Annotated in this window: 16 protein-coding genes; 15 read left to right on the top strand and 1 reads right to left on the bottom strand. The window is 40.5% G+C overall.

What is annotated here, in order from left to right:
* From O3650_RS08280 to O3650_RS08220, 13 genes are all read left to right on the top strand, one after another.
* Positions 1-642 (top strand): LPXTG cell wall anchor domain-containing protein (locus O3650_RS08280; protein ID WP_371491900.1); only part of this gene is annotated, 642 nt, incomplete at its 5' end.
* A 163-nt stretch (positions 643-805) separates the two neighbouring features.
* Positions 806-1,096 carry a 30S ribosomal protein S6 gene (gene rpsF / locus O3650_RS08275; RefSeq protein ID WP_001151778.1) on the top strand — a complete coding sequence of 97 codons (291 nt, stop codon included), beginning with the start codon at positions 806-808 and terminating at the stop codon, positions 1,094-1,096.
* 11 nt (positions 1,097-1,107) lie between these two features.
* Complete coding sequence (ssbA, locus tag O3650_RS08270) at positions 1,108-1,578, top strand: single-stranded DNA-binding protein SsbA (RefSeq protein ID WP_000609606.1); 471 nt, start codon at positions 1,108-1,110, stop codon at positions 1,576-1,578.
* 31 nt (positions 1,579-1,609) lie between these two features.
* Positions 1,610-1,849 carry a 30S ribosomal protein S18 gene (rpsR, locus tag O3650_RS08265; RefSeq protein WP_000068664.1) on the top strand — a complete coding sequence of 80 codons (240 nt, stop codon included), beginning with the start codon at positions 1,610-1,612 and terminating at the stop codon, positions 1,847-1,849.
* A gap of 120 nt (positions 1,850-1,969) precedes the next feature.
* Positions 1,970-2,473, top strand: a complete 504-nt coding sequence (locus tag O3650_RS08260; RefSeq protein WP_261084104.1) for a GNAT family N-acetyltransferase — start codon at positions 1,970-1,972, stop codon at positions 2,471-2,473.
* 81 nt (positions 2,474-2,554) lie between these two features.
* Positions 2,555-3,955 carry a bifunctional Cof-type HAD-IIB family hydrolase/peptidylprolyl isomerase gene (locus O3650_RS08255; RefSeq protein WP_261084106.1) on the top strand — a complete coding sequence of 467 codons (1,401 nt, stop codon included), beginning with the start codon at positions 2,555-2,557 and terminating at the stop codon, positions 3,953-3,955.
* Position 3,956: 1 nt separating this feature from the next.
* The gene (locus tag O3650_RS08250; RefSeq protein WP_000689605.1) at positions 3,957-4,319 is read left to right on the top strand and encodes a S1 RNA-binding domain-containing protein; all 363 of its coding nucleotides are present in this window, start codon (positions 3,957-3,959) and stop codon (positions 4,317-4,319) included.
* 52 nt (positions 4,320-4,371) lie between these two features.
* Positions 4,372-5,121 carry a tRNA1(Val) (adenine(37)-N6)-methyltransferase gene (locus O3650_RS08245; protein WP_261084108.1) on the top strand — a complete coding sequence of 250 codons (750 nt, stop codon included), beginning with the start codon at positions 4,372-4,374 and terminating at the stop codon, positions 5,119-5,121.
* Entirely contained in the window at positions 5,111-5,398 is a 288-nt protein-coding gene (locus O3650_RS08240) for a GIY-YIG nuclease family protein (protein WP_000349614.1), read from the top strand. Before O3650_RS08245 ends, O3650_RS08240 begins: the two co-directional genes overlap by 11 nt.
* 82 nt (positions 5,399-5,480) lie before the next feature.
* The gene (locus O3650_RS08235; protein ID WP_075232195.1) at positions 5,481-6,416 is read left to right on the top strand and encodes a manganese-dependent inorganic pyrophosphatase; all 936 of its coding nucleotides are present in this window, start codon (positions 5,481-5,483) and stop codon (positions 6,414-6,416) included.
* Between the two features lie 54 nt (positions 6,417-6,470).
* A complete protein-coding gene (locus tag O3650_RS08230) occupies positions 6,471-6,983 on the top strand; it encodes a YiiX/YebB-like N1pC/P60 family cysteine hydrolase (RefSeq protein WP_261084117.1) in 513 nt (170 codons plus the stop codon).
* Entirely contained in the window at positions 6,967-7,617 is a 651-nt protein-coding gene (locus O3650_RS08225) for a DUF1803 domain-containing protein (RefSeq protein WP_203176076.1), read from the top strand. The genes O3650_RS08230 and O3650_RS08225 overlap by 17 nt, the downstream gene beginning before the upstream one ends.
* 101 nt (positions 7,618-7,718) lie before the next feature.
* A complete protein-coding gene (locus tag O3650_RS08220; RefSeq protein WP_000051182.1) occupies positions 7,719-7,910 on the top strand; it encodes a CsbD family protein in 192 nt (63 codons plus the stop codon).
* Between the two features lie 48 nt (positions 7,911-7,958).
* Here the strand turns inward: O3650_RS08220 and O3650_RS08215 are convergent, their stop codons facing one another.
* On the bottom strand, positions 7,959-9,404 hold the full coding sequence (locus O3650_RS08215; protein ID WP_203176080.1) for a UDP-N-acetylmuramoyl-L-alanyl-D-glutamate--L-lysine ligase: 1,446 nt from the start codon (positions 9,402-9,404) through the stop codon (positions 7,959-7,961).
* A gap of 105 nt (positions 9,405-9,509) precedes the next feature.
* On the opposite strand from O3650_RS08215, the gene O3650_RS08210 reads away from it, so the two are divergent.
* Together O3650_RS08210 and O3650_RS08205 are read left to right on the top strand one after the other, a co-directional pair.
* Complete coding sequence (locus tag O3650_RS08210; RefSeq protein ID WP_101781398.1) at positions 9,510-11,132, top strand: polysaccharide biosynthesis protein; 1,623 nt, start codon at positions 9,510-9,512, stop codon at positions 11,130-11,132.
* A 206-nt stretch (positions 11,133-11,338) separates the two neighbouring features.
* Positions 11,339-13,297 (top strand): peptide ABC transporter substrate-binding protein, encoded by a 1,959-nt coding sequence (locus O3650_RS08205; RefSeq protein ID WP_371491895.1) that lies wholly within the window; start codon positions 11,339-11,341, stop codon positions 13,295-13,297.
* The last annotated feature ends 110 nt before the right edge of the window (positions 13,298-13,407 follow it).

Genomic DNA, 13,407 nt, shown 5'->3' with positions numbered 1-13,407 from the left:
CTACCAAATGGAGATGTAGAACATGTCTATGAAAAAGTGAATACATTCTTTAAAGACAAAGATGGAAATGAAATCAAAGAAAAAGAAAGTGGTTCAGTAGATAAGAAAGACATCCCAGAATACAGATTTGTAGAAACGAAGAAACTACCAAATGGAGATGTAGAACATGTCTATGAAAAAGTAACACCACCAGCTCCAACACCTTCACCTGTTCCTCAACCAAATCCAGGTAAGCAAAATACAACTACTTGGACTGATGAGAATGGAAATCCATTGAAACCAACTGAGCCAGGTTCTAAAGAACCGGGAAGAATTCCAGGTTACGAATATGTGAAGACTGTGACAGGTTCAAATGGAAATATCAGACATATCTTCCGCAAAGTTGAGATGCCAACTCCAACACCGGTTGAACCAGTACAACCAGTTTCTCCACAAGAGCCAGAGACCCCAGAGCAACCAGTGACTCCAGAAATGACAACAGTACCTGAGCAACCAAAACAACCAACAACACCTAAATATGTTGATGGTCAAAAAGAATTGCCAAATACTGGTACAGAAGCTAACGCTAGTCTTGCAGCGCTTGGACTTCTTGGAGCCCTAGGTGGATTTGGACTTCTTGCTCGCAAGAAAAAAGAAGACTAAAAACTCATAGTTTTTGAGAAGATGATTCGTCATCTTCTTTTTTTATTTTGGTGTTTTTACTTGCGTAAAAAATTTTTTTCTAGTATAATAGTTTATTGTGAGCGAACCTCACTTACCCCTTGCAAAGTCTTGGGGTCATTAGACCAAAAGGAGGAACATATCAATGGCTAAATACGAAATTCTTTATATCATTCGTCCAAACATTGAAGAAGAAGCTAAAAACGCTTTGGTAGCACGTTTTGACTCTATTTTGACTGACAACGGTGCAACTGTTGTTGAATCAAAATCTTGGGAAAAACGCCGTCTTGCATACGAAATCAAAGATTTCCGTGAAGGACTTTACCACATCGTTAACGTTGAAGCAAACGATGACGCAGCTCTTAAAGAGTTTGACCGTCTTTCAAAAATCAACGCTGACATTCTTCGTCACATGATCGTCAAAACTGACGCGTAAGAAGGTAAACTATGATTAACAATGTTGTACTTGTAGGGCGTATGACACGTGACGCTGAGTTGCGTTATACCCCATCAAATGTAGCAGTTGCGACTTTTACTCTTGCAGTAAACCGTACATTTAAGAGTCAAAATGGCGAACGTGAGGCTGATTTTATCAATGTCGTTATGTGGCGCCAACAGGCTGAAAATCTTGCTAACTGGGCTAAAAAAGGCTCACTTATCGGGGTGACAGGTCGTATCCAGACTCGTAGTTACGATAACCAGCAAGGACAACGTGTCTACGTGACAGAGGTCGTGGCTGAGAATTTCCAAATGTTGGAAAGCCGTAGCGTGCGTGAAGGTCATACAGGTGGAGCTTACTCTGCACCAACTGCAAATTATTCAGCACCTACAAATTCAGTGCCAGACTTTTCACGTGATGAAAATCCATTTGGAGCAACAAATCCTTTGGATATTTCAGATGATGATTTACCATTCTAATGGACAACTAAAATTATAAAGGAGAAAAAACATGGCTCAACAACGTCGTGGCGGATTCAAACGCCGTAAAAAAGTTGATTACATCGCAGCAAACAAAATTGAATATGTTGATTACAAAGATACTGAGCTTCTTAGCCGTTTCGTTTCAGAACGTGGGAAAATTCTTCCTCGTCGTGTAACAGGAACTTCAGCTAAAAACCAACGTAAAGTAACAACAGCTATCAAACGCGCTCGCGTAATGGCTTTGATGCCTTTCGTAAACGAAGATTAAAAAAGAGGTCCGGGTGGACCTCTTTTTCAGACCCGGTTGGGTCTTTTTTCACGAGATCGTTTTTTCTGACCTTGGCGTGCTATAATGGTAATAAAAAGAGTAAAGGTGGGTAAGTCAAAGATGAATTGTACGATTAGAAATATGATTAAGTCTGATATTGAATCCTTATCTCATGGATTTATGACTCAAGGTTGGCCTGGTAGAGAGGAAATTTTGGCTAGATATTTTCTGGAACAGGAAAGTGGGGAGAGAGAAGTCTTAGTTGCAGAGATTGATGGTGCTGTAGCGGGCTACGTTACCATTTTGCCCTCTGCTAAACATGGTCCTTTTGCAGAAGTCTATCCAGAGTTATCAGATTTTAATGTGTTTGAGCCTTTTCGAAATCAAGGGATTGGGAATCAACTGCTAGAAGAAGCAGAAAAACGAGTCAAGTTTGTTTCGAGTAAGATCACTCTTGGTGTAGGTTTGCACTTAGGCTATGGCCCTGCCCAGAGATTGTATATCAGACGGGGCTACATTCCAGATGGGACAGGTGTCTGGTATAGAAATCAACCCTTGGAAATGAATGCAACTAGCCAAAATAATGATGATTTGGTTTTGTATCTAGTAAAGGAATTCGGATAAGAGACAAGGATTTTATTGGGGATGTGGGATTTCTCTACTTTATGGTATAATGGAAAGAGTTAGATTGAAAGAGGTAGTGAGATGGATGCGAAATTAAGATACAAGGCAAAGAAGATCAAGATTGTCTTTTTTGATATTGATGATACATTGAGAAATTCAAAGACAGGTTTTATTCCGTCTTCAATCCCAACTGTTTTTAAGCAATTACGTGAGAAAGGAATTTTGACAGGTATTGCTTCTGGACGAGGAATTTTTGGTGTCGTGCCAGAGATTCGTGATCTCAAGCCTGACTTTTTTGTAACTTTGAATGGGGCTTATATCGAAGATAAAAAAGGTCAGATCATTTATCAACATCAGATCGAGAAGTCAGATGTTGCGGAGTATATCTCTTGGGCTAAGAAAGAAGGAATTGAGTATGGTTTGGTTGGGAGTCATGATGCCAAGTTGTCGACTCGCACCGATATGATTAGTGAAGCTATTAATCCAATTTATCCTGATTTAGATGTAGACCCAGATTTTCATGAGAAAGAAGACATCTATCAAATGTGGACTTTTGAAGACAAGGGAGATGACTTGCACTTGCCTGATAGTCTCTCAGACAAACTTCGCATGGTTCGTTGGCACCAACATTCGTCTGATATTGTTCCGATTTCAGGCTCCAAAGCGATGGGTGTGGAAAAGGTTGTGGAACACCTTGGCTTGAAACCAGACAACGTCATGGTTTTTGGAGATGGGCTGAATGACTTGGAACTCTTTGATTATGCTGGAATCAGTGTAGCAATGGGAATTTCTCATGATAACATCAAAGAAAAAGCAGATTATATTACAAAAACATTAGAAGAAGATGGCATTTTTGATGCCTTAGAAGGATTTGGTATGGTAGAAAAAGAATTGCATTTCCCACAAGTAGACATTGAAACAGTAGAAGGTCCTATCGCGACTATTAAGACCAATCACGGAGACTTGCGTATCAAGCTCTTTCCTGAACATGCTCCTAAAACAGTGGCTAACTTTGTTGCACTTTCAAAAGATGGCTACTATGATGGTGTCATTTTCCACCGTATTATCAAGGACTTTATGATTCAAGGTGGAGACCCAACTGGAACTGGTATGGGTGGCGAGTCAATCTACGGCGAATCATTTGAGGATGAATTCTCAGAAGAACTTTACAATATCCGTGGTGCCCTTTCCATGGCCAATGCTGGTCCAAATACCAACGGCAGCCAGTTCTTTATCGTGCAAAATCAACATTTGCCTTATTCTAAGAAAGAAATTGCTCGTGGTGGTTGGCCAGAACCGATTGCGGAAATCTATGCTAACCAAGGTGGGACACCTCACCTAGACCGTAGACACACGGTTTTTGGTCAGTTAGCTGATGAAGCATCTTACGCAGTCTTAGATGATATTGCTGCTGTTGAGACAGGGGCTATGGACAAGCCAGTTGAAGATGTTGTGATTGAAACAATTGAAATCGAGGACTAAGATGAAAATCGGTGATAAACTAAAGGGCCGTATTACAGGGATTCAGCCCTACGGTGCTTTTGTTGAGCTAGAGACGGGTGATACGGGGTTGATTCACATTTCAGAGATTCGGACAGGCTTCATTGAAAATATCCAAGAAGCCTTGAAAGTCGATGAAGAGGTTCAAGTTCAAGTAGTGGATTTAGATGAATTTACAGGGAAAGCTAGTCTTTCTATCCGCACTTTGGAGGAAGAAAAGCACCAATTTCCGAGACGGCGACGCTTTTCAAGCGACCGCTTTAACTACGGCTTTGCGCCTCTTAAACGAATGATGCCAATTTGGACCAAGGAAGCCCTTCAACATTTGAAGAATCAGAAGCACTAGTTAGAAATTTCTATCTTTTGTAATGTTAATATAAATTTGCTATAATAAGAACATGGAAGAAGAACAATTATTAAAATCAGGAGAGCGCATTAACCAGCTCTTTTCGACAGATATCAAAATCATTCAAAATAGAGAGGTTTTTAGCTATTCGGTGGATAGTGTTCTCTTGTCACGATTTCCACGTTTTCCTAAAAAGGGCTTGATAGTGGATTTTTGTGCTGGAAATGGAGCAGTTGGGCTATTTGCTAGTACTCGGACTCAGGCACAGATTTTGGCTGTTGAGATTCAGGAGCGTTTGGCAGATATGGCTGAACGCTCTGTCCGTTTGAATGGTTTGGAAGAGCAGATGCAGGTCATCTGTGATGATTTGAAAAATATGCCTTCTCATATACAGGGAAGTAAGGTGGATATGATTTTGTGTAATCCACCCTATTTCAAGGTGGATCCTCATTCCAATCTGAACGAGAGTGAACATTATCTCTTGGCGCGCCACGAAATCACGACTAATTTGGAAGAAATCTGTCGTAGTGCCCAGAGTATTCTCAAGTCCAATGGGCGTTTGGCCATGGTTCATCGACCTGATCGACTTTTAGATATCTTGGACAGCTTGCAACGGCATAATTTAGCACCTAAGCGTCTGCAATTTGTCTATCCAAAAAAGGAAAAGGAAGCTAATATGCTTTTGATTGAGGCTATCAAGGATGGCTCGACAAGTGGCTTTAAGGTCTTACCACCTCTCATTGTTCACAATGATGATGGCTCTTATACGCCTGAACTCGAAGAGATTTATTATGGATCATAAGGCTTATATGTACGTGCTGGAGTGTCGTGATGGATCCTACTATACAGGCTATACGACTGATGTGAGAAGACGCCTCGCTGTCCACAATAGTGGGAAGGGAGCCAAATACACACGAGCACGCTTGCCAGTCAAACTTATCTATGCTCAAGGTTTTGCCAGTAAGGAAGAAGCCATGTCAGCTGAAGCCCTTCTCAAGCGTAAGAAGAGGTCACAGAAGGAAGAATTTTTATCTGAAAATCAAGATAGAAATTTACTCAGTTATTTTGAAGAATCGTGAGGAGTCCTTTGACTCCTCTTACTTTTGTCAAAAAGCGAAAAAAATGCTACAATAAAGAGAATAAACAAAATGAGGTATTATCATGTCTAAGATTCTAGTATTTGGTCACCAAAATCCAGACTCAGATGCCATCGGGTCATCTGTAGCCTTTGCCTACCTTGCAAAAGAAGCTTACGGTTTGGATACGGAAGCTGTTGCCCTTGGAACTCCAAATGAAGAAACAGCCTTTGTCTTGAACTATTTTGGTGTGGAAGCACCGCGTGTTATCACTTCTGCTAAAGCAGAAGGTGCAGAGCAAGTTATCCTGACTGACCACAATGAATTCCAACAATCTGTATCAGATATCGCTGAAGTAGAAGTTTATGGTGTTGTAGACCACCACCGTGTGGCTAACTTTGAAACTGCAAGTCCACTTTACATGCGTTTGGAGCCAGTTGGTTCAGCGTCTTCAATCGTTTACCGTATGTTCAAAGAACATGGTGTAGCTGTGCCTAAAGAGATTGCAGGTTTGATGCTTTCAGGTCTGATTTCAGATACCCTTCTTTTGAAATCACCAACAACACACCCAACGGATAAAGTGATTGCTCCTGAATTGGCTGAGTTGGCTGGTGTCAACTTGGAAGAATATGGTTTGGCTATGTTGAAAGCTGGTACAAACTTGGCCAGCAAATCTGCTGAAGAATTGATTGACATCGATGCTAAAACTTTTGAATTGAACGGAAATAATGTCCGTGTTGCTCAAGTAAACACAGTTGATATAGCTGAAGTCTTGGAACGTCAAGCAGAAATCGAAGCTGCAATGCAAGCTGCTAATACAGCAAATGGTTACTCTGACTTTGTCTTGATGATTACAGATATTGTCAACTCAAACTCAGAAATCCTAGCACTTGGTGCTAACATGGACAAGGTTGAAGCGGCCTTCAACTTCAAACTTGAAAATAACCATGCCTTCCTTGCTGGTGCCGTTTCACGTAAGAAACAAGTGGTACCTCAACTGACTGAAAGCTTCAATGCTTAAGAGTTTGAATTATATCGAAAGGAGTTTCGGCTCCTTTTTTTCTAGGAGTGAAGCATGTTAGAAAATGGAGATTTGATTTTTGTGAGAGATGGGTCGGACATGGGACAGGCAATTCAGACTTCCACAGGTAACTATAATCATGTTGCCATTTATTTGGATGGGATGATTTACCATGCTAGTGAACATGCTGGTGTGGTTTGTCAAGAACCGGCAGACTTCTTTGAGTCTAATCATTTGTACGACATTTATGTCTATCCAGAATTAGATATCCAGTCTGTGAAGGAAAAAGCTTGCAAACATCTGGGAGCACCCTACAATGCTTCTTTCTATCCAGATGGAATTGGTTTTTATTGTTCTCAGTATATGGTAGAAATCCTCCCCATTTTTGAAGCGATTCCTATGAAATTTGGAGATGGGGAGCAGGTCATTAGTGATTTTTGGAGGGAATATTACAGAGAAATAGGTCTTCCTGTTCCTCTGAACCAAGCTGGGACCAATCCTAGTCAGTTGGCAGCATCGCCTCTGTTAGAATGTAAAGAAAGGAATCTTCATGATTCAGATTTTTAATCCCTCTCGTTTGACGAGACAGCCATTTTTTAGAGAATTGATCCGCTATCTGGACCAGCATGAGGATGTGATTTTACGGGAAATCAAGGCTGAATTTCCAGATGTTGCAGTTGATAAACTCATGGAAGAGTATATAAAGGCTGGCTTGATTCTACGGGAAAATAAGCGCTATTATCTCAATCTTCCTATGCTTGAATCACTCGATAGTCTCGAACTGGATCAAGAGATTTTTGTCAAAGAAGATAGTCCGGTCTATCAAGCCTTGTTGGAGCAGAGTTTTGAGACAGAATTGCGCAATCAAACCAATGCAGCTATTTTAGTTGAAAAGACAGATTTTGCGCGCACTAAAATGACCCTGTCTAATTATTTCTACAAGGTCAAACATCAGTATCCTTTGACAGAAAAACAGCAGGAACTTTATGACATTTTGGGAGATGTTAATCCTGAGTATGCCCTCAAGTATATGACGACTTTTTTGTTGAAATTTCTCAAAAAAGACCAGCTTATGCAGAAACGCCGTGATATCTTTGTGGACAGTTTAGTTGTCCTAGGTTATATTGTCCAAAATGAAGATGGAAAGTATGAGTTGGCTATCGATTTTGATAAGGACAGATTAACTTTCTACTTAGATTGATTTCTTGTTTCTGAGCACATTGTTTGACTTTCCTTAGTATTCGGTATAAACTATATGTAACCGGTAACACATATCGGAATAAAACTAAAGGAGACAATCATATGTCACTTGAAAACAAATTGGAACAAGCAACAGGCGCTATTAAAGAAGGATTTGGTAAGGTTACTGGGGATGGCAAGACTGAAGCAGAAGGCGCTGTAGAAAAGACAGTTGCTAAGGCAAAAGAAGTAGTTGAAGATGCTAAAGGTGCTGTAGAAGGTGCCGTTGAAGGTTTGAAAAACGCTTTTAAATAAAAATAGAAAAAATCAAGGGTTTCGTTTCCCTTGATTTTTTTACGATCCTTATAAATAATTTTCTGCTACGGCGGTATCTCCAGGATAGGCTTCTTTCTTGCCTTGGATGATTTGGTAGCAATCAGCTCCCTTACCAGCAATAATAACTGCATCTAATTCGTGATTTGTGATAGCCATAGCTGCCTTGATGGCTTCTTGGCGATCCGCAATTTTTTCAACAGGGTGATTGATGTAGCTACTAATTTCATTTGCAATGGCCATTGGATCCTCATAGTTGGGGTCATCAGCAGTCAAAAAGACTTGAATCTCAGGGTGTTGATTAAGGAGGAAGCCAAAGTCCTTACGACGGCTTTCTCCCTTATTTCCTGTCGAACCGAGAACCAGAGCAATTTTTCCAGTTTGATGAGTCTCTACAACCTTGATTAGTTTTTTTAGACTATCACCATTGTGGGCATAGTCGATGAAGACCTTGGCTCCATTTTTCTGGGTGAGGACTTCCATACGACCAGGAACGCGGGTTGCAGCGATACCTTTTTTGATGTTCTCAAGACTAGCTCCGAGACGGAGGCAAGCAAGTCCAGCAGCAACGGCATTTTCTTGGTTGAAGTGGCCAATTAACTGGATGTCATAAACACCAGAGAGTTTACCTGTAGCTGAAAAGCTAAAGGCTTTGGAATTCTCGATTTGGTTATCAGACTGGCTACCGTAGAAATCATGGTCTTGATTTTCGACTTGTTCTTTCAAGACAGAAAAGTGATCCATGTCACTGTTAATGATGACTGCTCGGCTATTTTCCATCAAGAGACGTTTGTGGTAGAAATAGTCTTCAAAGCTAGGGTGTTCAATCGGGCCGATATGGTCTGGGCTGATATTGAGAAAAACTCCCACATCAAAGGTTAGACCATAGACACGTTTGACCAGATAGGCCTGACTAGATACCTCCATGATGAGGTGAGTACGGTCATTTTGCACAGCTTGATGCATCATATCAAAGAGGTCAATGCTCTCAGGGGTTGTCAATGCAGACTTAAAGAAAGTCTTGCCATCTAGAGTTGTATTCATAGTCGAGAGCATAGCAGGTCGATGCCCTTGAGATAAAATGTTATAGGCGAAATAGGCTGCTGTTGTCTTACCCTTAGTACCAGTAAAGGCAAGGAGTTTGAGTTTTTTCTGTGGATTGCCATGAAACTCCATGGCAATCAAACTCATTGCTTTCTTGATATCGCTGACGATAATGGCAGGAATACCAACTTCATAGTCTTTTTCAGCAACATACCAACCGAGCCCTTGAGAGATGGCAGAAATCAGAAATTCCTTCTTAAAGGCAGCACCTTTAACGAAAAAGAGGCTCTTTTCTTTGGCCTTGCGACTGTCATAGCAGATGGTGTCAAACACGACATGGCTGTAGTTGTAGTGATAGTGTCCTTGGTCGATAATCTCACGGAAGAGACCATCTTTCTTTAATATATCTAATACGGTTTCAATCTTAATCATACTTTCTATTGTAAACCGAAAGTCGTAAATTTACAAGTAACAAGGAAAAGTTTATAATGGAAGATAAGGAGTTTTTCCTAGTTATCAAAATTGAATGAGGAATCTATGTCGCACGAAAACAATCACCAGCAGGCCCAGATGTTACGGGGGACTGCTTGGTTAACGGCTAGTAACTTTATCAGTCGCCTGCTTGGGGCCATCTATATTATCCCTTGGTACATCTGGATGGGGTCTTATGCGGCTACGGCCAATGGTCTCTTTACCATGGGCTACAATATCTATGCCTGGTTCTTGCTGGTTTCAACAGCGGGGATTCCAGTTGCGGTGGCCAAGCAAGTTGCCAAATACAATACCATGCGAGAAGAGGAGCATAGCTTTGCCCTGATTCGAAGCTTTTTAGGCTTTATGACAGGACTAGGTCTGGTTTTTGCTTTAGTCTTGTATCTCTTTGCTCCTTGGCTAGCAGACTTGTCTGGCGTGGGCAAAGACTTGATCCCAATCATGCAAAGCTTGGCTTGGGGAGTCTTGATTTTCCCATCTATGAGTGTTATCCGAGGATTTTTCCAAGGGATGAATAACCTCAAACCTTATGCCATGAGTCAAATTGCTGAGCAGGTCATTCGTGTTATCTGGATGCTCTTAGCAACCTTTATCATTATGAAACTCGGTTCAGGAGATTACCTAGCAGCCGTTACCCAATCGACCTTTGCTGCCTTTGTCGGTATGGTAGCCAGTTTTGCAGTTTTGATTTATTTCCTTGCTCAAGAAGGGTTACTCAAAAGAGTATTTGAAACAGGGGATAAGATTAACAGCAAGCGTCTCTTGGTCGATACCATTAAGGAAGCCATTCCTTTTATTCTGACTGGGTCCGCCATACAGCTTTTCCAGATTCTGGACCAGATGACCTTTATCAATAGTATGAGTTGGTTTACCAACTACAGCAACGAGGACTTGGTTGTCATGTTTTCTTATTTCTCTGCCAATCCTAATAAAATCACTATGATTTTGATTTCGGTTGGAGTTTCGATTGGTGGTGTAGGCTTGCCACTCTTGACTGAAAACTATGTCAAGGGGGATTTGAAGGCAGCTTCTCGTCTGGTTCAGGATAGTATTACCATGCTTTTCGTATTCCTGCTACCAGCAACAGTTGGAGTGGTCATGGTAGGAGAACCTCTTTATACAGTCTTCTATGGCAAGCCAGATAGTTTGGCTATGGGCTTGTTTATCTTTGCAGTTTTGCAGTCTACTATTTTAGGTCTGTACATGGTCTTGTCTCCAATGCTTCAGGCCATGTTCCGCAACCGCAAGGCCGTTCTCTATTTTATCTATGGTTCGATTGCCAAGCTAGTCTTGCAAATACCTACCATCGCCCTCTTCCACAGTTATGGTCCTTTGATTTCTACAACCATTGGGCTCATCATTCCTAACGTCTTGATGTATCGGGATATTTGTAAGGTAACTGGTGTTAAGCGCAAGGTGATTTTGAAACGAACCATTTTAATCAGTTTGTTGACCCTTGTTATGTTCATCGGTGTCGGTGCCATCCAGTGGATACTTGGATTTGTATTCCAACCAAGTGGACGTTTGTGGAGCTTCCTTTATGTAGCCCTTGTCGGTGCCATGGGTGGAGGAGTATACGGGGTCATGAGTCTCCGTACTCGTTTATTGGATAAGGTGATTGGAAAAGCCCAAGCAGATCGCCTGCGAGCAAAATTAAAAATTTCTTAAAAAATAATTTATAAATAAAATGAATAAGTTGAGTTTTTTAAAAACCAAATCACTCTCTTATTCATTTTTTATTGTTTGAATTGGATATAAAATGTAAAACAGAGAATAAATAACGAAAGTAATTGAATTTTATGTCAAAAAACACTTGACTAAAAAGTAGTTAATCTGTATAATAAGACAAATATTTAAATCAGGAGGTTCTGGAGATGAAAAAGTCTAAGGCCAAGTATGCAGCACTTGCAGGTGTCGTGTTAAGCGCAGGTATTTTATTAAGCGCGTGTGGGAATTCTAGCACAGGGTCAAAAACATATAATTATGTTTATTCAAGTGATCCATCTAGTTTGAACTATCTAGCAGAAAATCGTGCAACAACCAATGATATTGTGACTAATCTAGTAGATGGTCTCATGGAAAATGACCAATATGGGAATTATGTTCCATCTTTGGCAGAGGATTGGAGTGTTTCTCAAGACGGTTTGACCTATACCTACAAACTGCGTAAAGATGCTAAGTGGTATACCTCTGAAGGTGAAGAATATGCCCCAGTAACTGCCCAAGATTTTGTCACTGGGCTGAAGTACGCTGCTGATAAAAAATCAGAAGCCTTGTACTTGGTGCAAGAATCTGTTGCAGGTTTGGATGACTATATCACTGGTAAAACAAGCGACTTTTCAACTGTGGGAGTCAAGGCTCTTGATGACCAAACTGTTCAATATACCTTGACACGACCAGAACCCTACTGGAACTCAAAAACAACGTCAACTATTCTCTTCCCAGTTAACGCTGATTTCTTGAAATCAAAAGGGGATGATTTTGGGAAGGTAGACCCATCTAGCATTTTGTACAATGGTCCTTTCTTAATGAAATCCTTTGTTTCAAAATCAGTCATCGAATACAAGAAAAATCCTAACTACTGGGATGCTAAAAATGTCTTTGTAGATGATGTGAAATTGGCCTATTATGATGGTAGTGATCAAGATGCACTGGCTCGTAACTTTGTGGAGGGGGCTTACAGTTATGCTCGTCTCTATCCAAACAGTTCAAGCTTTGAAGGGATTAAAGAAAAGAATAAGGACAATATCATCTATAGCATGCAAGATGCTACTTCTTACTTCTTAAACTTCAACTTAGATAGAAAATCTTATAAATTCACTTCCAAAACAAGTGATGCTGAGAAGAAATCGACTCAAGAAGCAGTTCTTAATAAAAACTTCCGTCAAGCCATTAATTTTGCCTATGACCGTACAGCTTACGGGGCTCAATCTCAAGGAGAAGAGGGGGCAACTAAGATTTTGCGTAACCTCGTCGTTCCTCCCAACTTCGTAAGTATCAACGGGAAAGACTTTGGTGAAGTAGTAGCCTCTAAGATGGTCAATTATGGTAAAGAATGGCAAGGAATCAACTTTGCGGATGCCCAGGATCCATACTATAATCCTGAAAAAGCCAAGGCTAAATTTGCAGAAGCTAAGAAAGAACTCCAAGCCAAAGGAGTTCAATTCCCTATCCATTTAGATAAAACAGTAGATTTGACGAATAAGGCAGAGATTCAAGGAATCAATTCCATGAAGCAATCAATAGAATCTGTCTTAGGTTCAGATAATGTTGTGATTGATGTTCACCAACTCTCTACTGAAGACTTTGATAATTCAAGCTATCTGGCTCAAACTGCTGCTCAGAAAGATTATGATCTTTACAACGGTGGTTGGAGTGCAGACTATCAAGACCCTTCAACCTATCTTGATGTCTTTAATGTTAATTCTGGTGGTTTGATGCAAAGTCTAGGTATAGAGCTAGGTGAAGCCAATGACAAGGTCAAGGCTGTTGGGCTGGATGTCTACACTCAAATGTTGGAAGAAGCTAATAAGGAGCAAGATCCAGCTAAACGTTATGACAAATATGCGGATGCCCAAGCTTGGTTGGTGGATAGCTCTCTAGCAATTCCAAATGTTTCACTTGGTGGAACACCAACATTGAGAAAAATTGTTCCTTTCTCAACACCATATTCATTGGCTGGTAATAAAGGGGTTGAATCATATAAATACCTCAAATTACAAGATAAAACAGTCACAAAAGATGAATATGAAAAAGCCAAAGAAAAATGGTTGAAAGAAAAAGAAGAATCTAATAAAAAAGCCCAAGAAGAATTGGCGAAACATGTCAAATAAGGATTTTTCAAGAAAACGATGGTTTCGAAAGAAGCTGTCGTTTTTTAATAGAATGATGGCAAATTTGGAAGAAAAGTGCGTACATTTTTTAATTGGTTTACTGGGTTTAT

The organism is Streptococcus sp. 20925_1_24 (genome assembly GCF_041432335.1).
In the GTDB taxonomy this organism is placed as follows: Bacteria; Bacillota; Bacilli; order Lactobacillales; family Streptococcaceae; genus Streptococcus; species Streptococcus mitis_BM.
Note: the sequence above shows the minus strand (reverse complement) of the source record. Positions and strands in the feature narration are given on the sequence as shown.